Raw genomic sequence first — 24,249 nt, forward strand, 5'->3', positions numbered from 1 at the left:
TGAGTACTACGGGCGGCGCAGCGCGTCGGCCGCGCCCGCCCCGCCGAGCAGCGACTGGACGCCGTCCAGGTCGCTGCCGCTGGTCGGCTTGCCGCGGACGGCCGGCTGCTGCCGGCCGCCCTTGATCTCGGCCTCCAGCAGGAGCTTGCCGAGCAGCGCCGGGTCGGGCAGCTCCATCGGGTACTCACCGTCGAAGCAGGCCCGGCAGAGCTTGTCCTTGGGCTGGGTGGTGGCCTCGATCATGCCGTCGATCGAGATGTAGGAGAGCGAGTCGGCACCGAGGGTGCGGCCGATCTCCTCGATGGTCATGCCGTTGGCGATCAGCTCCGCGCGGGTGGCGAAGTCGATGCCGAAGAAGCACGGCCACTTCACCGGCGGGGAGGAGATCCGGATGTGCACCTCGGCGGCGCCGGCCTCGCGCAGCATCTTCACCAGCGCGCGCTGGGTGTTGCCGCGCACGATCGAGTCGTCCACGACCACCAGGCGCTTGCCCTGGATGACCTCGCGCAGCGGGTTCAGCTTGAGCCGGATGCCGAGCTGGCGGATGGTCTGGCTGGGCTGGATGAAGGTGCGGCCCACGTAGGCGTTCTTCACCAGGCCGGAGCCGTACGGGATGCCGCTGGCCTCGGCGTAGCCGATCGCGGCGGGGGTGCCGGACTCGGGCGTCGCTATCACCAGGTCGGCCTCGACGGGGGCCTCCTTCGCCAGGCGGCGGCCCATCTCCACCCGGGAGAGGTGCACGTTGCGACCGGCGATGCTGGTGTCGGGGCGGGCCAGGTAGACGTACTCGAAGACGCAGCCCTTGGGCTTGGCCTCGGCGAAGCGGGAGCTGCGCATGCCGTTCTCGTCGATGGCGATCAGCTCGCCGGGCTCGACCTCACGGATGAACGAGGCACCGCAGATGTCCAGCGCCGCCGTCTCGGAGGCGACCACCCAGCCGCGCTCCAGCCGGCCGAGTACCAGCGGGCGGATGCCCTGCGGGTCGCGGGCGGCGTAGAGGGTGTGCTCGTCCATGAAGACGAGCGAGAAGGCGCCCTTGACGGCCGGCAGCACGACCTTGGCCGTCTCCTCGATGGAGAGGTCCGGGTGGCCGGCGAGCAGCGCCGTCACCAGGTCGGTGTCGTTGGTCGCGGCGGTCCGGCCGGAGCGCGAGACGTGCTCCTCGCCGGGCAGTTCGGCGACCATGGCCGCCAGTTCGGCGGTGTTCACCAGGTTCCCGTTGTGCCCGAGGGCCAGCGAACCGTGGACGGTCGCCCGGAAAGTCGGCTGGGCGTTCTCCCAGACCGAGGAACCGGTGGTCGAGTAGCGGGCGTGTCCGACGGCGATATGCCCGTGCAACGACCCCAGGGAGGCCTCGTCGAAGACCTGGGAGACGAGTCCCATGTCCTTGAAGACGAGAATCTGGGAGCCATTGCTCACTGCGATGCCCGCGGATTCCTGACCGCGGTGCTGCAGGGCGTAAAGGCCGAAGAACGTGAGCTTGGCGACCTCCTCGCCGGGAGCCCAGACACCGAAGACGCCGCAAGCGTCCTGGGGGCCTTTCTCACCGGGAAGAAGATCGTGGTTGAGTCTTCCGTCACCACGTGGCACGCCTTCGAGTCTAGGGCAGTTGGTGCGGTCTTCCGGAACCAGGGATGCCTGGATTGTCGGGCGGCCGATCAGTAACGCGCGTAGACAAAACCCCTTACGGGGTGGGGATTTAGGGGCGCCGGAATTCCGGTGGGCAGCGGTTGGCCTTGCGGTTCGCGCCCGTTGGGGAATGTCGGGGACTTCCGGGTGTGCGGCGGGGGGTGTCGGGGCGACGGCGAACGTGAGCCTGCTCACCCGGCGTTCACCTCGGGGTCGCATGGTCGCGCGGTCGCGCGGTCTGCCCGGGGGTGGTCGGCGCTACGCCGCGGGCAGCAGCAGGCCCCAGGCGTCGGGGCGCACCGTCCAGGTCCTGGCGCGGACCGGGCCGATCTGGTGGCCGTCCGCCTCGTAGCCGAAGCCCCGGCCGACCACCGAGACGCTCGCCGCCCGGGCCCGCACCAGGGCACCTGAGGCGCGCACCACGATCTCCAGTTCGCCCGTGCCGTCCGGGGCCCCGGACGGGAGCGTGACGTGGACCAGCCGGACCGGCCGGTGGACGTCCGCGAGCAGCCGGCCGTCCGCCTCGACCCGGACCCGGGAGCTGTGGTCGACCCCCTCGGGAGTGAGTGCGTTCGCCTGCTCGGCCGCAGCCAGTTTCGCCCATAGCGAACGCCAGCCACTCGAACGGCCCCCCGGACGGCGCGCGCCGCCACCGGTGATCCGCACTCCGCCCAGGGCCACCCCGCCGCCGTCGTCCACCAGGAGGTCCAGCCGGCGCGACGCGCCCGACAGCACCGCCCGCGCGGCCCGCACCGGCTCCCCCGGCACACCGAGCGCCCGGGCCGCCGCCAGCTCCTCCGCCCGCCCGACCGGAACCATCCCCACCGGTTCCGCACCCAGCTCACGCTGGCGATGCAGCGCCTGCAGCACCCGCTGCAACGCGAGATCGGAACCGATCACCACCGGTCGCCGCCGACCCCGGTGCGAAAGCACCCGGTCCAGTTCGGAAGGACTCTCCGGATAGGCCACCTTGACGTCCGCGCCCCCGCAGAGGACGTCCTTCGCGATCCGCACCGACTCGCCGTCGGTCCGCCGGGCCACCGGGTCGAGGAGCAGCAGGAGCGGCTCGGGGCCGCCGGTGGCAGGCGTGGACAGGGACGACACGACCGGTCCTTCCTCAGGTAATCTCTCGGTGCAAGAGCCCCTTGCGCCATTGCGCCAGGGGCTTCGTCTATCTCGGGGCAGACTGCGGCCTACGCAGGATGCCCCAACCGGAAGGGGTGTACGCCTGTGCCGGCACTCGTGCTCGTTGGCGCTCAGTGGGGGGACGAGGGCAAGGGGAAGGCCACCGACCTCCTCGGTGGTTCCGTCGACTACGTCGTCCGCTACCAGGGCGGCAACAACGCCGGTCACACGGTGGTCATCGGCGACCAGAAGTACGCCCTGCACCTGCTTCCTTCCGGCATCCTCAGCCCGAACGTCACGCCGGTGATCGGCAACGGCGTCGTGATCGACCCGGCCGTGCTGCTCTCCGAGCTGGCCGGCCTGAACGACCGCGGCATCGACACGTCCAAGCTGCTGATCTCGGGCAACGCCCACCTGATCACGCCGTACCACCGCACCCTGGACAAGGTCACCGAGCGCTTCCTCGGCAAGCGCCGGATCGGCACCACCGGCCGCGGCATCGGCCCGACCTACGCGGACAAGATCAACCGCGTCGGCATCCGGGTCCAGGACCTGTTCGACGAGTCGATCCTGCGCCAGAAGATCGAGGCGGCGCTGCACGACAAGAACCAGATCCTGGTCAAGCTGTACAACCGCCGCACCATCCCGGCCGACCTGGTGGTCGAGGAGTACCTGGGCTACGCGGAGAAGATCAGGCCGTTCCTCGCCGACACCACCCTCGTCCTGGACGAGGCCCTGAAGGCGGACAAGGTCGTCCTGCTGGAGGGCGGCCAGGGCACCCTGCTGGACGTCGACCACGGCACGTACCCCTTCGTGACCTCGTCGAACCCGACCGCGGGCGGCGCCTGCACCGGCGCCGGCATCGGCCCCACCAAGATCGACCGGGTCATCGGCATCCTCAAGGCCTACACCACCCGCGTCGGCTCCGGCCCGTTCCCGACCGAGCTGCTCGACGCGGACGGCGAGGCGCTGCGCCGGATCGGCGGCGAGCGCGGTGTCACCACCGGCCGTGACCGCCGCTGCGGCTGGTTCGACGCCGTCATCGCCCGCTACGCGACCCGGGTCAACGGCCTCACCGACTTCTTCCTCACCAAGCTCGACGTCCTGACCGGCTGGGAGCAGATCCCGGTCTGCGTCGCGTACGAGATCGACGGCAAGCGGGTCGAGGAACTCCCTTACAACCAGTCGGACTTCCACCACGCCAAGCCGGTCTACGAGAGCCTGCCGGGCTGGAGCGAGGACATCAGCAAGGCGAAGACCTTCGCCGAGCTGCCGAAGAACGCCCAGGCGTACGTGAAGGCGCTGGAGGAGATGTCGGGCGCGCCGATCTCGGCCATCGGCGTCGGCCCGGGCCGGGACGAGACGATCCAGATCAACTCGTTCATCTGAGCCGAGTCCGTTCTCGGCGAAGGGCCCTGCGGGATGCGTCCCGCAGGGCCTTTCGCTTTACCCTCCCACATATGCACTAGTGCAAATATCCCTTGCATCTAGTGCATAGCGCGGTTATTTTCGGATCATGACCGCGAAGCTGCCCGTGCCCGTCACCCTCACCGGCCGCCACGTCCGCCTGGAACCCCTGGACCGCCGACACCTCGCCGACCTCTGGACCGGCGTCGGCCCCGACCCCGAGGTCTGGCGTTGGATCCCCTTCCTCCCGCCCACCTCGGAGGCGGAACTGGGCGCCATCCTCGACGTCCGCCTCGCCGAGGTCGCGCGGGGAACGGCGGTGAAGTTCGCCGTCATCGACCTCACGAGCGGCCGGGCCGTCGGCATCACCGGCTACTACAACTTCAGCGCCGAGAACGAGCTGCTGGAGATCGGCGGCACCTGGTACGCCCGCTCGGTCTGGCGCACGGCCGTCAACACCGAGTCCAAGCTCCTGCTGCTCACCCACGCCTTCGAGGACCTGGGCATGGGGCGCGTCTCCTGGAAGACCGACGCCCTCAACGACCGCTCCCGCAACGCGATCCTCCGCCTCGGCGCCCAGTACGAGGGCACCCACCGCCGCGAGAAGTACCGCGCCAACGGCACCTGGCGCGACTCCGCCTACTTCTCGATGCTCGCCGACGAGTGGCCGGCCGCCAAGTCCCGTCTGCTGGAGCGCCTTTCGCGCGGCTGAGGGACGCCCGGCGCCAAGTCGACCGCCCGGCCGGCGCAAGGAGAGGCGCTATCTCCGGTCTCCGCCGGTGGAGTGGCCGGCCGTGATCCCGCGCTTCGCCGGGCGGGGTTCGCGGGGCTGGAGGTTGACCAGCCAGACCAGCCAGCCGACGAAAAGGACGGCCAGGAGGAGTGCGGACAGTGCGGCGACCAGAAGCGCATTCACCGGGATACGGAAATGCGGCGGGAAGGACAGGGATGGCGGGGAAGGCGGAGAGTCGGGGGAAGGGGCATGGCTGTCTCCGGTCGGTGGTGTCGGGCGCCGTGACCATGCATCCGGCGGGTAATGACGGCTGATTGATGACTGTTTAGACAGCAACAAGTCAGCGAGTGACACGACGACCATAGGGTCAGGGTGCCAGAGTTGCTACCGAGCGGAAGAACGTTCACTCCATCGTGGGTTATCCCCCATTTCGGTAGCTAGCGCCAGGTATGCGCGGCACACTTCACCGGAAGCATCGACCGCAGCCGCGATCCGGAGAAGAGAGTCATGCCACCCCGCTTGTCGCCGACCGTGCGCCAGCAGCGCCTCGGGATCGAGTTGCGCAGGATCCGCGAACGCGTGGGCGTCACGCCCAAGAGCCTGGCCGCCACCATCGGCACCGACCTGCCCAAGATCTCCCAGATGGAGAACGGGAAGTCGGGCATCAGCGCCGACCGGCTGCGGACCTGGGCCCGCACCTGCGGCTGCGAGGACGGCCCCTACCTGGACGCGCTGCTGACGATGACCCAGGACCGCCGCAAGTACTGGTGGGACGGCTACCGCGGCCGGCTGCCGAACCCGATCATCGACATCGCGGAGATGGAGCACCACGCCGCGTCGCTGTCCATCCTGAACAGCACGTTCATCCCCGGCCTGCTGCAGACCCCGGAGTACGCCGCCGCGGTGTTCGAGCGGCTGCCCCCGCAGTACCGGCAGGAGGCGGCCGTCCGGAAGGCCTTCCGGATTCGGCGCCAGCAGATCTTCACCGAACGTCCGAAGCCGTACAGCGCATTCCTGCACGAATCCGCGCTGCGCATGCAGTTCGGCGGTCCGGAAGTGCTGCGCGCACAGTTGGAGAGCCTGCTGGAGAATTCCGAGCGGCCCTTGGTGGAGATCCGGGTGATCCCGTTCAGCGTGCCCACCTACACCGGATCCGGCGAGAGCCTGTACCTCGCCCGCGGGCCAGTCCCGGAGCTCGACACCGTCCAGATCGACCTCACCCACGGTCCGAAGTTCGTGCACACCCAGGCCGAATTGGCCTCCTACCGCCGGATCAAGGAGGAGACCGCGGCGATCGCGCTCGGGACGGACGAGTCCCGGGACTTCATCCAGTTCTTACTGAAAGACTTCTCATGAGTACGTGGCGCAAGGCGTCCGCCAGCGGCGAGAGCACCGACTGCGTCGAGGTCAGGGCGGCGGGCGGACAGGTGGAGATCCGCGAGTCGGACCGGCCCGAGGTGGTCGTCCGGACCTCGCCGCGCAAGTGGGCCGCCTTCGTCCGCGGCGTGAAGGCCGGGGAGTTCGACCGGTACGGCGACCCCGCCCGGCCCTGACGCCGATCGCCCGGGCAGGCCACGACGGTAGGCTTGGCAGCCCACAGTGGACCCCTGCGCCTGACGCAGCACTCCGGGCGGGGTGCGCGTGCGGGAGAAATCGGAGCATCCGGGAATGGCTCGCCACCTGATCACCAGCGCCCTTCCGTACATCAACGGGATCAAGCACCTGGGCAACATGGTCGGGTCCATGCTCCCGGCGGACGTCTACTCCCGCTACCTGCGCCGACGCGGCCACGACGTGCTGTTCATCTGCGCCACCGACGAGCACGGCACCCCCGCCGAGCTGGCCGCCCAGGAGGCCGGACTGCCGGTCGCCGAGTTCTGCGCCCGGGCGCACGAGGCGCAGAAGGCGGTGTACGACGGCTTCGGGCTCTCCTTCGACCACTTCGGCCGCAGCTCCTCGCCGCAGAACCGGGAGATCACCCAGGAGATCGCCCGCGAACTGCAGCGCAACGGCTTCATCGAGGAACGCGCGATCCGCCAGGTGTACTCCAACGCCGACGGGCGCTTCCTGCCGGACCGCTACATCGTCGGCACCTGCCCGCACTGCGGCTACGACAAGGCGCGCGGCGACCAGTGCGAGAACTGCACCCGGGTGCTGGACCCGACCGACCTGCTGGAGCCGCGCTCGGCGATCAGCGGCAGCTCCGACCTGGAAGTCCGGGAGACCAGGCACCTGTTCCTGCTCCAGTCGAAGCTGACCGAGGAGGTCGAGGCGTGGGTCGCCGCCAACGGCGACAACTGGCCGGTGCTGGCCTCCTCGATCGCCCGCAAGTGGCTCACCGAGGGCCTGCAGGACCGCTCGATCACCCGCGACCTGGAGTGGGGCGTCCCGGTGCCGGCGGACGTCTGGCCCGAACTGGCCGCCGAGGGCAAGGTGTTCTACGTCTGGTTCGACGCCCCGATCGAGTACATCGGCGCCACCAAGGAGTGGGCCGACGCGGCGCCGGCCGGACAGCCCCGGGACTGGAAGTCCTGGTGGTACGAGGCCGACGAGACCGTCCGCTACACCGAGTTCATGGGCAAGGACAACGTCCCGTTCCACACCGTGATGTTCCCGGCCACCATCCTCGGCTCGCGCCGCCCGTGGAAGAAGGTCGACTACGTCAAGGCCTTCAACTGGCTGACGTACTACGGCGGGAAGTTCTCCACCAGCCAGAAGCGCGGCATCTTCAGCGACGTCGCGCTGGAACTGCTGCCGGCCGACTACTGGCGCTACTTCATGATGGCCCACGCGCCCGAGTCGGACGACTCCAGCTTCACCTGGGACCTCTTCGCCTCGGTGGTCAACAAGGACCTCGCCGACACCCTCGGCAACTTCGTCAACCGGGTGCTGTCCTTCAGCCGCAAGCGCTTCGGCGACGACGTCCCCGGCGGCCACGCGCCGGGCGAGGCCGAGCAGCGCCTCGGCGGACAGGTCGCCGGACTGCTCGCCGAGTACGAGGCCCAGCTGGACGGGCTCAACTTCCGCAAGGCGGCGCAGGCCCTGCGCGCCCTGTGGAGCGCGGGCAACGCCTACCTGGACGAGAAGGCGCCCTGGCAGCAGGTGAAGACCGACCCGGACGCGGCGGCGCTCACCCTGCGCACGGCGATGAACCTGATCCACCTGTACGCGGTGGTGTCCGAGCCGTTCATCCCGACCGCGGCCGCGGCGATGCGCGCCGCCTTCGCCCTGCCCGCGGACACGCCGGCGGCCGGCCGCGCCTGGGTCGACCCGCAGGAGGCCCGGGCGCTGGACCTGGTGCCGGCCGGGACGCCGTTCACGGTGCCGCCGGTGCTCTTCGCCAAGATCACCGACGAGGACCTGGCGGCCTGGTCGGAGCGCTTCGGCGGTACGGCGGCCTGACGCCGGGCGCGCCGAGCCGGGGGCGCCGCGGGCGTGCGGCGCCCCCCGCCGAGGTGGCTCGGCTCAGGGCGGTGCGGCTCAGGGCTTGCGGGCGGTGTGGACCGTCATCGCGGAGAGGTAGAAGGCGTCCGGCCGGTTGAGGATGCCGGTGGGGGCGTCCTCGTCGAGCAGGGCGTCCAGGGTGGCGCGGTCCTCCGGGGCGAGCGCCTCGGTCAACTGGTCACGGCGGCGGACCAGTTGAGTGTACAGGTACGCGCGGACGGGGCGGGCGAGCGGCGCCGGGTGGTCGACCAGGAAGGTGCGGGTGCCACTGGGGGCGAGTCCGGCCCGGCGCAGCATCGCCGGCCAGTCCTCGATCTGCTCGGCGGCGTCGGGCAGTTCGGCGCGCATCGCGCTGAAGCCGTCCTCGTGGGCCGCGTCCAGCCGGGCCTGGAAACCGGGCCGGCCGAGGCCGAAGTCCCGGGGCAGGAAGCGCGGCGGCAGGCCGCTCTCGGCGACGGCGAGCAGCCCGCCGGGTCGCAGCCGCGCGCCCAGGGCGGTGAGCGCGGCCTGCTGGTCGCCGAGGTGGTGGATCGCGTTGCCGGACCAGATCAGGTCGGCCTCGCCGAGCTTGTCGAACTCGGCGGGCAGCTCGGCCTGTTGGATGCCCAGTCGGCCGCCCGAGCGGGTCCGGGCGCGGTCCAGCAGGGCGGCCGACTGGTCGACGGCGACCACCTCGGCCGCCGGGAAGGCCTCGGCGAGCAGCCCGGCGATCACCCCGGGGCCGCTGCCGACGTCCAGGACCCTCCGGACGGTGCCCTCGCCGGCCAGGCCGGACAGCCAGCGCCCGGCCTCGGTGACGGCTCCGGCGCGCAGGTCGGCCTCCTGTTCCAGGTGCGTGGCGAGGGCGTCCCAGTCGAGGTCGGCGGCGGGGGCGTGGGCGTGGGCATGGGCATGGGCGTGGTTTCGGTGGCTGTGGGTTCCGTGGTCGTGCTGGTGCTGCTGGTGCTGCTGCTGGTGCGCGGACATGGGCTTCCTCCGGGGGTGGGGTTGGGGTGGTGGCTGGACGACAGCTTCCCGCTCAGGCGGGCACGGCGGCGCCGGACGCGCGGTGGCGGGCGACCGCCCGCTCGATCTCCTCCGCCCTGAGGTCGTGGTCCAGCGCGAAGGCGGCCGCCGCGCCCATCCCGGCGGCGGTGATCACCTGGGCGCGCGGGTCGGCGACGTTCCCGACCGCCCAGACGCCGGGCCGGCTGGTGCGTCCCGTCCGGTCGGTGGTGACCCAGCCGTGGTCGTCCCGCTGGCAGTCGAGGCCGAACAGCAGCGCATCCCGGGGCACCGGCTGCGGGAGGACGAACACGGCCTCGCGCGGCACCACCCGCCCGTCGGCGAGCTCGACGCCGCTCAGCCGCCCGTCGTCGGCGACCAGCCGGACGATCCGGCCCGCGACCACCCGGACACCCCGGGCGGCGAGCCGCTCGCGGTCGGCGTCGGTCAGCGCCAGGGTGTGCGCGAGCAGCACCACGTCCGCCGACCACTGCCGCAGCAACAGCGCCTGGTCGACCGACCTCGGGTCGGTGCCGAGCACCCCGAGCGGGCGGTCGCGGACCTCCCAGCCGTGGCAGTACGGGCAGTGCAGCACGTCGCGGCCCCACCGTTCGGTCAGCCCCGGCAGCTCGGGCAGCCCGTCGCGCAGCCCGGTGGCCACGACCACCCGGCGGGCGTGCAGCACCGGCCCACCGGCCAGGTGCACCGCGAAGCCGGGCCCAGCCGGGACGACCGCCCCGGCACGCTCGGCGGGCTCGATGTGCTCGATGTGATTGGCGTGCTCGATGTGCTCGATGTGCTCGACCCGCCCGTCGATCAGGTCCACCCCGTACCGGGCGACCTCCTCGCGCCCGACCGCCAGTAGGGCCGCCGGTGGCATGCCGTCCCGGCTCAGGTAGCCGTGCATGTGGGCGGCGGGGGCGTTGCGCGGCTCGCCCGCGTCCACCACCGCGACCCGCCGCCGCGCCCGGCCCAGTACCAGGGCCGCGTTCAGTCCCGCCGCGCCGGCGCCGATCACCACCACGTCGTGGCGCTCCGTCGTCCTCGTCTCGGTCATGGCGTTCACCTCCGACGCCAGGCTGCGACCGACCGTCCGGTGTCGGCAAGCTTTGTTGCCGTCTCAGCAAACGCCCTGCGCCCGCAACCCCTGTGCCCGGAACGCCTCCCCCGCGAACACCTCCACGCAAACGCCCCCGCTCACGCCCCGGTCCGCCGCCAGTACGAGCGGACCGCCGACACCAGCGCCACCCCGTACCCGGCGAAGGCGCCCATCCCCACCCAGGCCACCTGCAGGGTCTGCTCGGGTGTGGCGAACTCGCCCTGCCGGATGCCGATCACCCCCGTGCTGCACAGCGCCAGATAGCCGATCCCGACCAGCCCGTACGGCGCCAGCGTGGCCGCGCCCAGCAGCGCCGGGGCGAGCGGCAGCCAGCGCGGGACGCGGCGGCCGCGCAGCGGCAGGGTCCAGCGCGGGAAGACCTGCCCCCACGGCCGCACCAGCCCCCACAGCAGGAACACCCCGATCGCCGCCAGCAGCACCGTGCCGTCCAGCCCCCAGGACTCCAGGGTGAGCCAGATCCCGGAGGAGCCGTTGTGCACGTACGTGGCGTACATCTCGGCGCCGCTGATCCCGGCGAAGCTGCCGCCGAGCGCCCAGACCGACTTCATCGCCGCGTACGGCAGGAACGCCAACGTCCCTGTCCAGGCAGCGCGTTGGACGGCGGCAGGGGCCGCGGAGGGTGCCGGCGCCGGGCCGCCCCGCACGCTGTCACCGGACCGCCGGGCGCGGGCGGTACCGGCCAGCAGCAGCGCCCCGGCCTCCGCCCGCGCGACGATCCGACTCCCCCGCCCGAGCGATCCGCCGGCCGGAGGATCAGGCCGCCGGGGGACCAGGTCGCCGAGGCCGCGCCCTTGCCTTCGAGTGCACTCCAACTCCTAGGCTCTGACGCGCCATCACCCCACCACAGACCCACCACCAGGGGGAGCACGACCATGCGCTACCGCGTTCTCGGCGGCACCGGCATCGAGGTGAGTGCCTACTGCCTCGGCACGATGATGTTCGGCTACGTCGGCAACCCCGACCACGACGACTGCGCCCGGATCATCGACGCCGCGCTCGACCGGGGCATCAACGTCATCGACACCGCCGACATGTACTCAGCCGGCGAGTCCGAGGAGATCGTCGGCAAGGCCCTGGCCGCCCGCGGCGGCCGCGAGGACATCGTGCTCGCCACCAAGGCGCACTTCCCGATGGGCGAGGGCCGCAACCGGGGCGGCAATTCGCGGCGCTGGATCGTCCGCGAGGTCGAGGAGAGCCTGCGCCGCCTGCGCACCGACTGGATCGACCTGTACCAGATCCACCGGCCGGACCACACCACGGACATCGAGGAGACCCTGTCCGTCCTCGGCGACCTCGTCCGGGCGGGCAAGATCCGCGCCTTCGGCTGCTCGACCTTCCCCGCCGAACAGATCGTGGACGCCCACCACGTCGCCGAACGGCGCGCCCTCCCGCGCTTCCGCACCGAGCAGCCGCCGTACTCGCTGCTCGCCCGGGGCGTCGAGCGGGACGTGCTGCCGGTGGTCCAGCGGCTCGGCATGGGCGCGCTGACCTGGGGCCCGCTCGCCGGCGGCTTCCTCACCGGCCGCTACCGCAAGGGCCGCGACATCGACCTCAGCCGCGGCCGCGCCGCGATCAACCCGGGCCGCTTCGACCCGGCGCTGCCCGCCACCGCCGCCAAGCTGGACGCCGTCGAGGCCTTCACCGAGCTCGCCGAGGAGCTCGGCCGCACGCTGCCCGAGCTGGCGGTGGCCTTCCCGGCAGCCCACCCGGCGGTCGCTTCGGTGATCATCGGTCCGCGCACCATGGAGCAGCTCGAGTCCGCCCTCAAGGGCGCCGACCTGGTCCTGGACGACGCCGCCCTTGACCGGATCGACGCCATCGTCCCGCCCGGCACGGACCTCTACCGGGCCGACGGCGTCTGGCAGCCGCCGGCCCTGACCACCCCGGGCCTGCGCCGCCGCCCGACCGCCGAGCGCTCGGCGGGTCAGCGCTCGGCGGCTTAGCGCTCAGCCGGTTAGCGCTCGGCCGGCCGCAAGGGCTCGGCCCTCGGCGCGGCGAAGCAGTGGACGAGGACCGCACGACCGGAGGCCCACCGCTGCTCGCCACTGCCGAGCAGGGTCCAGCCCAGGCGCCGGTACAGGGCCACGGCGGCGGTGTCGGTGGCGAGCACGTCGAGCACCGGGTGCAGCCCGAGCGCCCGCGCATGCACCACCGCGCGCGCCAACAGGTGGGCGCCGGTGCCGTGGCCGCGCGCCGTCGGGGCGACGTAGAGGCGGCCGATCACGGCGGTCAGTTCCGGGCGCCCGCCCGTCCGCAGGCTCCACAGACCGGGGGCGGCATCGCCCGGGGCGCTGCGGCAGAGCCCGACGTGCCCGGTGATCCGGTCCTCCGACTCGGCGACCCAGGCGGCCAGCAGGCCGGCCGGGGTGAGCCAGGCGGCGGGCCGCTCGGGCCAGTCGGCGGGGTAGCCGTCGACGGTGTGGACGTCGGCCAGCACCCGGACGCAGTCGGCGAGATCGGCGGCGCGGCGCCGTCGGACGCCCACCCCCGCACCGCTGTGCCGAGGGCCGGACGCGACGACGTTGGCGCGTTCTTCAAGGTCAGCCATGCCGGTACGTTACCGGCCGGCCCTCACCGTCGCAGCAGGTCGACGACCCCGGTCAGGTCCTCCGCACCACCGCCGAGCTCCAACCGGCGCTCCATCAGCCGGAAGTACGGCTCCAGCAGTTCCGGGCTCACCCCCTGCTCCTCGGCGGTGCGCAGCAGCGTGCCCTTGCCCGCGACCTGCATGCCCAGGCTGGACACCACGTCCTTGGTGTAGTCGCCGCTCTCCAGCTGCTCGGCGGTCTTGGCGATGGTCCGGGACATCGCGATGACGTAGTCGCCGAGCAGCGGCGCGAGGTCGCCCGGCGCGACGGCCTCGCCGCGGACCAGCGCGAAGGCGTGCGCGACCCCGGCGAACATCCCGTACATCGCGCTGAGCAGCGCCACGTCGTGCAGCGCCGCGTACCCGGCGTCCTCGCCCACGTAGCGGGTGCCGGCCGGGGCGGCGAGGGTCGCCCGGTGCTCCTGGAACAGCTCGGCGGAGCCGCTGTAGAAGACGTACGGCCCGGCCGCCGGGACGCCGATCATCGGCGGGACGGCCATGATCCCGCCGTCCAGGTAGCGGGCGCCCCGGCGCGCGGCCCAGGCGGCGCGGGCCCGGGCCTGCCCGGGGGTGCTGGTGACCAGGTTCACCAGGTCCTTGCCGGCCAGGTCGGCGCCGGCCAGCGCCTTGTCCACGGAGGCGTCGTCGAGCAGGCAGACGACGACCAGCCGGTTGGCCGCGACGGCCTCGGCGGCGGTGGCGGCGACGGTGGCGCCACGGAGGGCGGGCGCGTCGGCGCGGGCGGAGGTGCGATTCCAGACGGTCAGCGGGTGCCCGGCGGTGAGCCAGGCCCCGGCCAGCGCGGTGCCCATCGCGCCGAGGCCGAGCAGGGTGAGGGGGGTGAGCGGGGCGAGCTGAGTGCCGGAGACTTCGTCAACTGTGGTGGGTGCCATGCCGATCAGCCTCCGTGCCGCCCCCGGAGACGATCAAGTACCCACTTTGAGGTGGGTGGTTACCCTGGAGTGAGCATCGAGGTCGGAAGGGGTGGGCAGTGGCGACGGTGCGGAGGCCGGGGTCGTACGTCTGCGGGATCGACGCCGCGATGGACGTGATCGGCGGCAAGTGGAAGGTGCTGATCCTCTGGGCCCTGGGCGAGCGTCCGCACTGCCGCTTCGGCGAGCTGCGCCGCCTGGTGCCGGGGATCACCGAGAAGGTGCTGGCCGCCCACCTGCGCGAACTGGAGGCGGACGGCATCGTGCACCGGGAGGCGTACGAGGAGGTGCCCCCCCGGGTCGAGTACACGCTGACCGAGGTGGGGCGGCACCTCAACGCGGCGCTGGGGCCGCTGGGCGCGTGGGGCCGGGAGCACGTCCTGGGCGGCGAGCCCCACCCGGCGTGACGCTGCTGGGCGGTCAGGCGATCGCGGCCGGCACCACCGGCGGTCAGTCCTCCTCGTGCACCAGGTGGTCCACGCAGGCCGCGATGGCCAGCAGCAGGCCGGTGTCGGCGCCGTCGGCGACCTCCACCCCGTAGGTGTCCCGGACCCGGAACCACTTGCGGCTGATCCGGGCCAGCTCGTCACCGTGGTGGTTCTCCACCCGGTAGTCCTTGTCGATCAGGTCCCCGTGGATCTTCAGCTCACCGCCGTCGGCCAGCTCCACCAGGTACTTGTCGCGGAACGGGGTGAACAGCTTCTCCCGGACGGTCGCGACCACCTCGCCGTGGGCGTCCTCGATCTTCATCGCGTCGCGGACGGTGAGCATCTTCTCCTTCACCACCGCGACCACCCGGCCGTGCGCGTCCTTCAGTTCGAAGGTGTGCCGCAGGCGCAGCACCTTGCCGTCCACCAGGTACGCCTTGTGGCCCCGGTCGTCCTCGATCCAGTAGTCGTCGCCGACCGCGAACAGCTTCTCCCTGACCAGATACCGCACCGTGGGACCTCCTCCGTGTTGACGTCGGCCCATTCGACCCCGATTCCCCGCCCGGCGAAAAGCACCGCCACGAAGCACCTGCGGGAAACCCGGTCGCACGGCGGGTTCCCGATGGCCTTCAATACCGCCATGCGCCCCGACCCCACCGCCGTCCCGCTGCGCAGCGAGCGGCTCGACCTGCTGCCGATCGCCCCCGGGCACGCCGAGGAGCTGGCCGCCGCGCTCGCCGATCCGGCCCTGCACGGCTTCACCGGCGGCCGCCCGGCCACCGTCGAGGAGCTGCGCGCCCGCTGCGCCCGGCTCGCCGCCGGCTCCCCCGACCCGGCCGAGGCCTGGGGCAACTGGGTCCTGCGGCTGCGCGCCGACGGCGCCCTGACCGGCTACGTGCAGGCCACCCTCCGCCCCGGGGAGGCCGAGCTCGCCTGGGTGGTCGGCACCCCCTGGCAGGGCCGCGGCCTGGCCACCGAGGCCGCCCGCGCCCTGGTCGCCCACCTCGCCGCCGCCGGCGCCGTCACCGCCGTCGCCCACATCCACCCCGACCACCACGCCTCCGCCGCCGTCGCCCGCGCCGTAGGCCTGCGCCCCACCGCCCGCACCCTGGACGGCGAAACCCGCTGGCAGGCCGACCTGTCGCGGCCGTAGCCGGCCGCCGGCCGGCCACCCCCGCCGCCCCACCGCCCTCCCCCGGACCCCACCCCGGAATGCCCGCCGCCACCGATGGGGTTGGATACAGGCATGGCATCTCGTGCACGTGTACGCGCCCCCGAGCGGACCTTCGCGTAGGGATCTCGCCGAAACGCGGTTAGCGTGTACTGGTCAAGCACGCGGCGGTCCCTGAAGTTGATAAGTTCAATTAGCCACTCATGGCCTGTATCAACTCCAGGGAGAGCGACGTTGGCCGGACGAGGCAGGCCCAGCCGCGCTACTGTCTACAACCGACTCGCTGGCGCACTGACCGAGCTGAACGAGCGCTTCGGCGGGCTCCCCGACCCCAGAGAAGCCCAGGAGATCTGGGATGACATCTGGCATCAGGAAGCACACCACTCCACCGCGCTTGAGGGCAATACTCTGGTCCTGCGCGAGGTGCAAGCACTCCTGGATCAAGGGCGAGCCGTCGGAGCGAAGCCACTCAGCGAGTACAACGAGGTCCAGGGATATGCCGACGCCGCTCGCTGGGTCTACGGCCAGGCACTGGAACCCGACGCCTGGCATGACGGCCGCCTCATCACCCTCGGCGAGATCCGCCATATCCACCACACGGCCATGACGCCGGTCTGGAACGTTGCACCCCACCCGGAGGCGGGCGACCGCGAGGGCCCTGGCAACTTCCGCGAACACGACATCGCCCCCTTCGCCGAGGGAATGACGCCGCCCCGCTGGCCGCTGGTGCCGGCGCAGGCCGAGCAGTGGGTTACCGACGTCTGCGCTCTCGGTCAGCTGATCGAGAAGAGCGCGGATCTCGGACGCCCGCTTCCCGAGGAACTGGCCCGCATCCACAACCAGTTCGAGCGAATCCACCCGTTCCTCGATGGCAACGGCCGAACTGGGCGACTCGTCATGAACCTTGTCCTCGTCCGGCTCGGGTATCCGCCGATCATCATCTTCAAGAGACAGCGGAACGCGTACCTGTCCGCACTGCGCAGGGCGGACACCGGAGACTGCGGCGCCCTCGGCGAGCTGATCGCCAGGGCGATGGAAGACAATCTCAACCGGTTCATCGTCCCCAATGTGGCCGGCCCAGCGAGGATGGCCCCGCTCGCCGCGCTCGTCGATGAAGATCTGTCCCTGGCAGCACTCCGGCAGGCGGCCCAGCGTGGTCGGCTGAGCGCAGTACAGGGGCCTGACGGAGTCTGGCGCTCGTCACGTAAGTCGGTCGCTGCCTATAAGGCCGCCAAGCACCAGCGCAGGCCCCGCTCCACTGCATGACGCCGGGCTCTGGAATGTGGGCAGGCACAGTGAGGTTTGATTGGGGTATGGCTTCTCGTGCACGTGTCCGCGCCCCTGAACTGGTCGGCGCCGGTGGCTGGCTCAACACCGGTGGCAAAGAACTGACCCTTGCCGACCTCCGAGGTCGCATTTTGGTACTAGACTTCTGGACCTTCTGCTGCATCAACTGCCTGCACGTCCTGGACGAGCTGCGGGAGTTGGAGGAGAAGCACCGCGACACCGTGGTGATCGTCGGGGTGCACTCGCCGAAGTTCGTGCACGAGGCCGACCACCAGGCCGTGGTGGACGCCGTCGCCCGCTACGAGGTGCACCACCCGGTGCTGGACGACCCGGAGCTGGCCACCTGGAAGCAGTACGCGGTGCGGGCCTGGCCGACGCTGGTGGTGATCGACCCGGAGGGCTACGTGGTCGCCCAGCACGCCGGTGAGGGCCATGCGCACGCGATCGCGCGGCTGGTCGAGGAGCTGGAGGCCGAGCACGCCGCGAAGGGCACGCTGCGCCGCGGCGACGGGCCGTACGTGGCGCCGGAGCCGACCGCGGGGGACCTCAAGTTCCCCGGCAAGGCGGTCCGGCTGCCGAACGGCCACTTCCTGGTCGCCGACTCCGGCCACCACTCGCTGGTCGAGCTGGCGGAGGACGGCGAGACGGTGGTGCGCCGGATCGGAGACGGCCAGCGCGGCCTGGTGGACGGCAGCAGCCCGCGGTTCAGCGAGCCGCAGGGCCTCGCGCTGCTCCCCGAGGGCCACCCGTACGACTACGACGTGGTCGTCGCCGACACCGTCAACCACGCCCTGCGCGGCCTGCGGCTGGCCGACGGCAGCGTCACCACGCTGGCCGGCACCGGCCGCCAGTGGTGGCAGGGCTCGACCACCGAGGGCCCGGCCCGCGAGGTGGACCTCTCCTCGCCGTGGGACGTCGCCTGGTTCGACGGCCGGGTGTGGATCGCCATGGCGGGCGTGCACCAGCTGTGGGCGTACGACCCGGCGGCCGGCACGGTCGGGGTCGCGGCCGGCACCACCAACGAGGGCCTGGTGGACGGGCCCGTGGCCGAGGCCTGGTTCGCCCAGCCGTCCGGCCTCGCGGTCTCGGCGGACGGCGGGACGCTCTGGGTCGCCGACTCCGAGACCTCCGCGCTGCGTTCCGTTTCACGTGAAACAGGCACGGTCGCCACTGCCGTCGGCACCGGCCTGTTCGACTTCGGCCACCGCGACGGCGCCGCCGACCAGGCCCTGCTGCAGCACCCGCTGGGCGTCACCGTGCTGCCGGACGGCTCGGTGGCCGTCAGCGACACCTACAACCACGCGCTGCGCCGCTACGACCCGGCGACCGGCGAGGTCAGCACGCTCGCCACCGACCTGCGCGAGCCCTCCGGGGCGGTGCTGGTGGACGGCGACATCGTGGTGGTCGAGTCGGCCCGGCACCGGCTGACCAGGCTGCGGCTGCCCGAGGAGGCGGTCCGGGTCGAGTCGGTGGCGCACCGCACCCAGCGGGCGGCCACCGAGGTCGCGCCCGGCGCCTTCCGGCTGGACGTGGTCTTCTCCGCGCCGAGCGGCCAGAAGCTGGACGAGCGCTACGGCCCGTCCACCCGCCTGCTGGTCAGCTCGACGCCGCCCGAGCTGCTGGTCTCCGGCGCGGGCGCGGACAGCGACCTCTCCCGCGAGCTGGTGCTGTCGGGGGACGTCGCCGAGGGCGTGCTGCACGTGTCGGCGATGGCGGCCTCCTGCGACGACGCCCCGGAGATCGAGTACCCGGCCTGCCACGTGCACCAGCAGGACTGGGGCGTGCCGGTGAAGCTGGTCGCCGACGGCGCCCGCCGCCTGCCGCTGGTCCTGGCCGGGATGGAGTGACCGGACGGGATCGACGATGACGAGGAGAGGGGCGGGGCCCGGCGCGAACGCCGGGCCCCGCCCCTCCCGTCGTCCGGCCTCAGCCCTCCAGGAAGGCCTTGATCGCGCTCGCCAGCAGGTACGGGTCCTCCGCGCCGCACAGCTCGCGCGCCGAGTGCATGGACAGCGCCGCGATGCCGCAGTCCACCGTCTTGATGCCCAGCCGCGCCGCCGTGATCGGGCCGATGGTCGTCCCGCAAGGCATCGCGTTGTTGGAGACGAAGCTCTGCCACGGCACGCCCGCCCGCTCGCAGGCGGCCGCGAACACCGCCCGGCCGACGCCGTCGGTCGCGTAGCGGTTGTTGACGTTGACCTTGAGGATCGGCCCGCCGTTCGGCATCGGGTGGTGGCCCGGCTCGTGCCGCTCGGCGTAGTTCGGGTGGACGGCGTGGCCCATGTCCGAGGAGAGGCAGACGGTGCCGGCGAGCGCCCGGGCCCGGTCCTCCGGGGTGCCGCCGCGCGAGTGGATCGAACGGTCCAGGACGTTGCCGAGCAGCGGGCTCTGCGCGCCGGTGTCGGACTCGCTGCCGGTCTCCTCGTGGTCGAAGGCGGCCAGCACCGGGATGTACGGCAGCTCGGCGGCGCCGTCCGCGGTGGCGACGGCGGCGAGCGCGGCGGTGGCCGCGTGCACCGAGAGCAGGTTGTCCAGGCGCGGCCCGGCCAGCAGCTCGCGGTCGCGGCCGAGGTAGGAGGCGGGCTGGACGTCGTGCGTCATGAGGTCCCAGCCGACCACGTCGGCGGCGGCCAGGCCGGCCCGCTCGGCGACGTAGGAGATCAGGCCGCCCTCGTCGACCGGGCCGAGGCCCCAGATCGGGGTGAGGTGGCGCTGCTTGTCGAGCTTCATGCCCTCGTTGACCTGGCGGTCCAGGTGGATGGCGAGCTGCGGCACTCGCATCAGCGGCTCGTCCAGCTGGACCAGGCGGGCGGTGCCGTCCCGGAGCACGAGTCTGCCGGAGATGCCGAGGTCGCGGTCCAGCCAGGTGTTCAGCGGGACGCCGCCGTAGATCTCCACGGCGACCTGCCGCCAGCCGGCCGAGCCGGTGTCCGGCAGCGGCTTGACCCGCAGGTTGGGCGAGTCGGTGTGGGTGCCGACGATCCGGAACGGGGTCTGGGGGCCCGCCCCCTCCGGCAGGTACCAGGCGATCAGGGCACCGCCGCGGATCAGGTAGCGCCCGCCGGCGGAGCCGTCCCAGGCGTCCGTCTCGGCGACCTGCCGGAAGCCCGCCTTCTCCAGCCGCTCCGCGGCGCTCGCGACCGCGTGGTACGGGGACGGCGAGGTGCCGAGGAACGCGATCAGGTCGTCGCTGTGCGTCCGGTCGAAGAATGCCTGGCGGGCGGCGGTCGACATACTGCTCCTGGGTCGAGGGGGGCCGAAGCCGGATGGGGAGCGGCTTCGCACGTTGAGCATATGCCCGTACACAGACAGGGCACTCGGATCTCTCGCGCCGGGCGCAGCCGTCCACCAGCCGTGCCGCGCCGCGTACTTCCGCGGCATCCGCCCAGCTCGCGCCGGGTGCGCCGGGTGGGCCGGCTGGGCCGGCTGGGCCGGGGGACGGCACCAGGTCGGAGCCGAGCTGCCGCAGGGCGGCGGGCCGCCGGGGAACGGCCCGGGCACACCGAAGGGCCCGGTGGCAGCCGGGCCCTTCGGTGTGAGGGTGTGTCAGGCGGTCGGAAAGGGTGCGGGCCTTAGAAGGCCTCCTCCGCCAGCTCCATGATCTCGTTGTCGATGCCCTCGGCGATCACGCGCTGGGGGGCGACGGTCGGCAGGATGTTCTTGGCGAAGAAGCGGGCCGCCGCGACCTTGCCCTGGTAGAACGGGACGTCCTTCTCGGAGGCGCCGGCCTCCAGCTTGGCCAGGGCCACCGCGGCCTGGCGCAGCAGCAGCCAGCCGACCACCACGTCGCCGGAGACCATCAGCAGGCGGGTGGTGTTGAGGCCCACCTTGTACATGTTCTTGACGTCCTGCTCGACCGAGGACAGGTCGGCGAGCAGCTTGCCGATGATGGCTTCCAGGTCGCCGGCGGCCTTGGCGAGCAGCTCGCGCTCGGCGGCCAGGGCGTCGCCGCCCGCGGCGGAGCCGAGGAACTTCTGGATCTGCTCGGACAGCGCGGTCAGCGCCTGGCCGCCGTCCTTGACGATCTTGCGGAAGAAGAAGTCCTGGCCCTGGATCGCGGTGGTGCCCTCGTACAGGGTGTCGATCTTGGCGTCGCGGATGTACTGCTCGATCGGGTACTCCTGCAGGTAGCCGGAGCCACCGAAGGTCTGCAGGGACTGGGCGAGCTGCTCGTAGGACTTCTCGGAGCCGTAGCCCTTGACGATCGGCAGGAGCAGGTCGTTCAGGCGCTCGGCGGCCTCGTCGCGCTCGCCGCGCAGCTTCGCCGCCATCATGTCGTCCTGGGTGGACGCGGTGAACAGGACCAGCGCGCGCATGCCCTCGGCGTAGGCCTTCTGGGTCAGCAGCGAGCGGCGCACGTCGGGGTGGTGGGTGATGGTGACGCGCGGGGCGGTCTTGTCCAGGAACTGCGAGATGTCGGCGCCCTGCACGCGCTCCTTGGCGTACTCCAGGGCGTTCAGGTAGCCGGTGGAGAGGGTGGCGATGGCCTTCGTGCCGACCATCATGCGGGCGAACTCGATGATCTTGAACATCTGGCGGATGCCGTCGACCTTGTCGCCCAGCAGCCAGCCCTTGGCCGGGTGCTTGGCGCCGAAGGTCATCTCGCAGGTGTTCGAGGCCTTGAGGCCCATCTTGTGCTCGACGTTGGTGGCGTAGACGCCGTTGCGCTCGCCCAGCTCGCCGGTCTCCCAGTCGAAGTCGAACTTGGGGACGATGAACAGGCCCAGGCCCTTGGTGCCCGGCTTACCGCCCTCGGGGCGGGCCAGCACCATGTGGATGATGTTCTCGGACATGTCGTGCTCGCCCGAGGTGATGAAGCGCTTCACGCCCTCGATGTGCCAGGAGCCGTCCTCCTGCTGGATCGCCTTGGTGCGGCCGGCGCCCACGTCGGAGCCCGCGTCGGGCTCGGTGAGGACCATGGTGGAGCCCCAGAGGCGGTCGGTCATCCGCTTGGCGACCTCCAGCTGCGCCTCGGTGCCCTCCTCGGCGATGACGCCGGCGAAGGCCGGGCCGGAGGAGTACATCCAGATGGCCGGGTTCGAGCCCAGGATCTGCTCGGCGAAGGCCCAGATCAGCGAGTTCGGGGTGACCTGGCCGCCGATCGACTCCGGGATGCCCAGGCGCCACCACTCGGCGTCCATGAAGGTCTGGTAGCTCTTCTTGAAGGTGGCCGGGATCGGCGCGGTGTTGGTCTCCGGGTCGAACACCGGCGGGTTGCGGTCGGCGTCGACGAAGGACGCGGCGAGGTCGTTCTCGGCGAGGCGCGAGATCTCGCTCAGGATGTTCTTCGCGGTCTCGACGTCCATGTCCGCGAACGGTCCGGTGCCGTAGACCTGCTCGCGGCCGAACACCTCGAAGAGGTTGAACTCCACGTCACGCAGGTTGGACTTGTAGTGACCCATGGCCGTTTTCTCCGGTTCGTCGCTTCCGGGAGACCGCCGCGTTCCGGCGTCCCGTACCCACCAGTAGGCATCATGATGCTACCCAGCGGTAACTTGGGCAAGCCCTCGGCGGTGAATCCGCTATGAACGTGGTCACGTCCCACAGCCCGGACCGCCACTCCTTGTCAGGATCGACGCCAGCGCGAGCGGGTGCGCTCCCGCTAGCCTGTCCGTGTGTACGGATATGACCAGAACGCATACCCGGGCGACCCCTACCAGCAGCAGGCGGGACCGCAGCCGGGCATGGGCGGCATGCCCGGAGCCGACGCCTACGGCGCACAGTCCCAGGCGACCCAGCAGTCGCTCTACCCGGAACCCTCCCCGCCCTCGCTCGCGGACGCCGTCCGGGCCTTCACCACCGGCTCGATGGCGGTCGAGGACTTCCAGGCGATCTTCATCACCTCGAAGGTGCACTGCCCGCGCGGCGAGCGCCCCGGCTTCCTCGCACTGCACAACACCCCGACGCCGGTGATCCCGATGTTCAGCTCCCTGAAGGAGCTGCGCCGCTACGCCGGCAAGGACTCCAAGCACTTCACCGTCAGCGGCGCCGAGGTCCTGGACCTGCTGCCGACCGGCTACGGCTTCGCGCTGGACATGGAGGGCGAGCACCGGATGGTGTTCGACGCCAAGGCCGTGGAGCAGATGGTCGACTTCACGATGCGCCGGATGTACGGCTAGGCGGTCCCGGACAGAGGAGGGCCTACGCCCCCCGTCACCACATAGTTCAATTTTCAACTTGCCAGTTGTTGAGGATTGAACTAACCTCGTGGACGTAGGCCGCAGAAACCCCCTCGAAGGAGGCCGACATGCCCGCCGTGACCGTCGACAACCCGCTGACCCTCCCGCGCGTCACCCCCCCGGACGCCGCCGTCGCGAACCCGCGGCCGGTGCGGACCGTGGTCACCGCCCCCGAGGGCTACGAGGGCGAGGGCTTCCCCGTCCGCCGAGCCTTCGCCAAGATCGACACCAAGTACCTCGACCCGTTCATCATGATGGACCAGATGGGCGAGGTGGACTACGCGGCCGGCGAGCCCAAGGGCACCCCGTGGCACCCGCACCGCGGCTTCGAGACCGTCACCTACATCATCGACGGAACGTTCGTGCACCAGGACTCGCACGGCGGCGGCGGTGTCATCACCGACGGCGACACCCAGTGGATGACGGCCGGCTCCGGCCTGCTGCACATCGAGACCCCGCCGGAGTCGCTGGTCATGTCCGGCGGCCTCTTCCACGGCCTCCAGCTGTGGGTCAACCTGCCCGCCTCCGACAAGATGATCGCCCCGAAGTACCAGGACATCCGCGGCGGCAGCGTCAAGCTCCTCAGCACCGAGGACGGCGGCGCCCTGCTGCGGGTGATCGCCGGCGAACTCGACGGCCACCAGGGCCCCGGCGCCACCCACACGCCGATCACCATGGTCCACGCGTCGATCAGCCCCGGCGCCCAGGTCACCCTGCCCTGGCGCTCCGACTTCAACGCCCTCGCGTACGGCCTGGCGGGCACCGGCTCGGCCGGCCAGGAACGGCGCCCGTTCGGCATGGGCCAGGCGGTCCTGTTCGGCGACGGCGACTCCCTCACCATCCGCGCCGACGGGAACCAGGACTCCCGCAGCGCCAACCTCGAGGTCGTCCTCCTCGGCGGCCTCCCGATCCGCGAACCCGTCGCCTGGTACGGCCCGTTCGTGATGAACAGCCACCGCGAACTCCAGCAGGCCATGGAGGACTTCCAGGCCGGCCGGCTCGGCACCGTCCCGGCCGACGGCCACTGAGACCGCAACTGAGACCGATCACCCACCGATCGCCTTCCGATCACCCGGGGAGCGGCAGACCGGATTCCGGCTCTGCCGCTTCCCACTGCGTTGCCGTCGCTGCCACCGCCGCTGCCACCGCCGCTGCTCGGGTTCGGGAGGCAGGACAGCCGAGGCCTCGTACCCTGACGCGATACGTTGGCACCTCCGACTCCG

At 71.7% G+C, this 24,249-nt stretch carries 23 protein-coding genes; 12 read left to right on the forward strand and 11 right to left on the reverse strand.

Translation table 11 applies throughout. The annotated features are described in order from the left end of the window. Window positions 1-6: 6 nt before the first annotated feature. Both purF and AC0B61_RS25475 read right to left on the reverse strand, forming a co-directional pair. Window positions 7-1,590 (reverse strand): amidophosphoribosyltransferase, encoded by a 1,584-nt coding sequence (gene purF, locus AC0B61_RS25470; protein ID WP_471743061.1) that lies wholly within the window; start codon window positions 1,588-1,590, stop codon window positions 7-9. 297 nt (window positions 1,591-1,887) lie between these two features. Next, complete coding sequence (locus AC0B61_RS25475; RefSeq protein ID WP_471743062.1) at window positions 1,888-2,733, reverse strand: diacylglycerol kinase; 846 nt, start codon at window positions 2,731-2,733, stop codon at window positions 1,888-1,890. A 126-nt stretch (window positions 2,734-2,859) separates the two neighbouring features. Here AC0B61_RS25475 and AC0B61_RS25480 point away from each other — a divergent pair, with 126 nt between their 5' ends. Together AC0B61_RS25480 and AC0B61_RS25485 are read left to right on the forward strand one after the other, a co-directional pair. Beyond that, a complete protein-coding gene (locus tag AC0B61_RS25480; RefSeq protein WP_471743063.1) occupies window positions 2,860-4,143 on the forward strand; it encodes an adenylosuccinate synthase in 1,284 nt (427 codons plus the stop codon). 127 nt (window positions 4,144-4,270) lie between these two features. Further along, complete coding sequence (locus tag AC0B61_RS25485; RefSeq protein ID WP_471743064.1) at window positions 4,271-4,873, forward strand: GNAT family N-acetyltransferase; 603 nt, start codon at window positions 4,271-4,273, stop codon at window positions 4,871-4,873. A 48-nt stretch (window positions 4,874-4,921) separates the two neighbouring features. On the opposite strand, the gene AC0B61_RS25490 is transcribed toward AC0B61_RS25485, so the two are convergent. Further along, entirely contained in the window at window positions 4,922-5,077 is a 156-nt protein-coding gene (locus AC0B61_RS25490) for a hypothetical protein (RefSeq protein ID WP_471743065.1), read from the reverse strand. A 324-nt stretch (window positions 5,078-5,401) separates the two neighbouring features. Between AC0B61_RS25490 and AC0B61_RS25495 the strand changes: the two genes are divergently transcribed. The 3 genes from AC0B61_RS25495 to metG all read left to right on the forward strand — a co-directional run bounded on the left by AC0B61_RS25495 (window position 5,402) and on the right by metG (window position 8,296). Further along, entirely contained in the window at window positions 5,402-6,250 is an 849-nt protein-coding gene (locus AC0B61_RS25495) for a helix-turn-helix domain-containing protein (RefSeq protein ID WP_471743066.1), read from the forward strand. After that, window positions 6,247-6,447 carry a DUF397 domain-containing protein gene (locus tag AC0B61_RS25500; RefSeq protein WP_471743067.1) on the forward strand — a complete coding sequence of 67 codons (201 nt, stop codon included), beginning with the start codon at window positions 6,247-6,249 and terminating at the stop codon, window positions 6,445-6,447. Before AC0B61_RS25495 ends, AC0B61_RS25500 begins: the two co-directional genes overlap by 4 nt. Window positions 6,448-6,562: 115 nt before the next feature. After that, window positions 6,563-8,296: a methionine--tRNA ligase gene (gene metG, locus AC0B61_RS25505; protein WP_471743068.1), complete on the forward strand. Its 1,734-nt coding sequence runs from the start codon at window positions 6,563-6,565 to the stop codon at window positions 8,294-8,296. A 78-nt stretch (window positions 8,297-8,374) separates the two neighbouring features. On the opposite strand, the gene AC0B61_RS25510 is transcribed toward metG, so the two are convergent. The 3 genes from AC0B61_RS25510 to AC0B61_RS25520 form a co-directional block, all read right to left on the reverse strand. Further along, the gene (locus AC0B61_RS25510) at window positions 8,375-9,304 is read right to left on the reverse strand and encodes a class I SAM-dependent methyltransferase (protein WP_471743069.1); all 930 of its coding nucleotides are present in this window, start codon (window positions 9,302-9,304) and stop codon (window positions 8,375-8,377) included. A gap of 52 nt (window positions 9,305-9,356) precedes the next feature. Continuing rightward, complete coding sequence (locus tag AC0B61_RS25515; protein ID WP_471743070.1) at window positions 9,357-10,379, reverse strand: NAD(P)/FAD-dependent oxidoreductase; 1,023 nt, start codon at window positions 10,377-10,379, stop codon at window positions 9,357-9,359. Window positions 10,380-10,519: 140 nt separating this feature from the next. Beyond that, window positions 10,520-11,014, reverse strand: a complete 495-nt coding sequence (locus AC0B61_RS25520; protein WP_471743071.1) for a hypothetical protein — start codon at window positions 11,012-11,014, stop codon at window positions 10,520-10,522. Between the two features lie 300 nt (window positions 11,015-11,314). On the opposite strand from AC0B61_RS25520, the gene AC0B61_RS25525 reads away from it, so the two are divergent. After that, window positions 11,315-12,385: an aldo/keto reductase gene (locus AC0B61_RS25525; RefSeq protein ID WP_471743072.1), complete on the forward strand. Its 1,071-nt coding sequence runs from the start codon at window positions 11,315-11,317 to the stop codon at window positions 12,383-12,385. A gap of 11 nt (window positions 12,386-12,396) precedes the next feature. On the opposite strand, the gene AC0B61_RS25530 is transcribed toward AC0B61_RS25525, so the two are convergent. Then, window positions 12,397-12,990: a GNAT family N-acetyltransferase gene (locus tag AC0B61_RS25530; RefSeq protein ID WP_471743073.1), complete on the reverse strand. Its 594-nt coding sequence runs from the start codon at window positions 12,988-12,990 to the stop codon at window positions 12,397-12,399. Window positions 12,991-13,013: 23 nt separating this feature from the next. Next, window positions 13,014-13,922 carry an imine reductase family protein gene (locus AC0B61_RS25535; RefSeq protein ID WP_471743074.1) on the reverse strand — a complete coding sequence of 303 codons (909 nt, stop codon included), beginning with the start codon at window positions 13,920-13,922 and terminating at the stop codon, window positions 13,014-13,016. A gap of 98 nt (window positions 13,923-14,020) precedes the next feature. On the opposite strand from AC0B61_RS25535, the gene AC0B61_RS25540 reads away from it, so the two are divergent. After that, window positions 14,021-14,368 carry a winged helix-turn-helix transcriptional regulator gene (locus AC0B61_RS25540; protein ID WP_471743075.1) on the forward strand — a complete coding sequence of 116 codons (348 nt, stop codon included), beginning with the start codon at window positions 14,021-14,023 and terminating at the stop codon, window positions 14,366-14,368. Window positions 14,369-14,411: 43 nt separating this feature from the next. Here AC0B61_RS25540 and AC0B61_RS25545 read toward each other — a convergent pair whose 3' ends face one another. Next, window positions 14,412-14,900: an LURP-one-related/scramblase family protein gene (locus AC0B61_RS25545; protein WP_471743076.1), complete on the reverse strand. Its 489-nt coding sequence runs from the start codon at window positions 14,898-14,900 to the stop codon at window positions 14,412-14,414. 129 nt (window positions 14,901-15,029) lie between these two features. Between AC0B61_RS25545 and AC0B61_RS25550 the strand changes: the two genes are divergently transcribed. The 3 genes from AC0B61_RS25550 to AC0B61_RS25560 all read left to right on the forward strand — a co-directional run bounded on the left by AC0B61_RS25550 (window position 15,030) and on the right by AC0B61_RS25560 (window position 18,694). Continuing rightward, on the forward strand, window positions 15,030-15,542 hold the full coding sequence (locus tag AC0B61_RS25550) for a GNAT family N-acetyltransferase (protein ID WP_471743077.1): 513 nt from the start codon (window positions 15,030-15,032) through the stop codon (window positions 15,540-15,542). A gap of 252 nt (window positions 15,543-15,794) precedes the next feature. Then, window positions 15,795-16,826, forward strand: coding sequence for a Fic family protein (locus AC0B61_RS25555; protein ID WP_471743078.1), 1,032 nt, complete (start codon window positions 15,795-15,797; stop codon window positions 16,824-16,826). A gap of 47 nt (window positions 16,827-16,873) precedes the next feature. Continuing rightward, window positions 16,874-18,694, forward strand: a complete 1,821-nt coding sequence (locus tag AC0B61_RS25560) for an NHL domain-containing thioredoxin family protein (protein ID WP_471743079.1) — start codon at window positions 16,874-16,876, stop codon at window positions 18,692-18,694. A 79-nt stretch (window positions 18,695-18,773) separates the two neighbouring features. On the opposite strand, the gene AC0B61_RS25565 is transcribed toward AC0B61_RS25560, so the two are convergent. Both AC0B61_RS25565 and AC0B61_RS25570 read right to left on the reverse strand, forming a co-directional pair. Further along, window positions 18,774-20,081, reverse strand: coding sequence for a M18 family aminopeptidase (locus AC0B61_RS25565; RefSeq protein WP_471743080.1), 1,308 nt, complete (start codon window positions 20,079-20,081; stop codon window positions 18,774-18,776). 338 nt (window positions 20,082-20,419) lie between these two features. Next, the gene (locus AC0B61_RS25570; RefSeq protein ID WP_471743081.1) at window positions 20,420-22,249 is read right to left on the reverse strand and encodes an acyl-CoA dehydrogenase; all 1,830 of its coding nucleotides are present in this window, start codon (window positions 22,247-22,249) and stop codon (window positions 20,420-20,422) included. A gap of 213 nt (window positions 22,250-22,462) precedes the next feature. On the opposite strand from AC0B61_RS25570, the gene AC0B61_RS25575 reads away from it, so the two are divergent. Then, complete coding sequence (locus tag AC0B61_RS25575) at window positions 22,463-22,966, forward strand: SseB family protein (RefSeq protein WP_471743082.1); 504 nt, start codon at window positions 22,463-22,465, stop codon at window positions 22,964-22,966. Between the two features lie 128 nt (window positions 22,967-23,094). Beyond that, on the forward strand, window positions 23,095-24,054 hold the full coding sequence (locus AC0B61_RS25580) for a pirin family protein (protein WP_471743083.1): 960 nt from the start codon (window positions 23,095-23,097) through the stop codon (window positions 24,052-24,054). The last annotated feature ends 195 nt before the right edge of the window (window positions 24,055-24,249 follow it).

The sequence above is a fragment of the Kitasatospora sp. NPDC023385 genome, assembly GCF_055664045.1.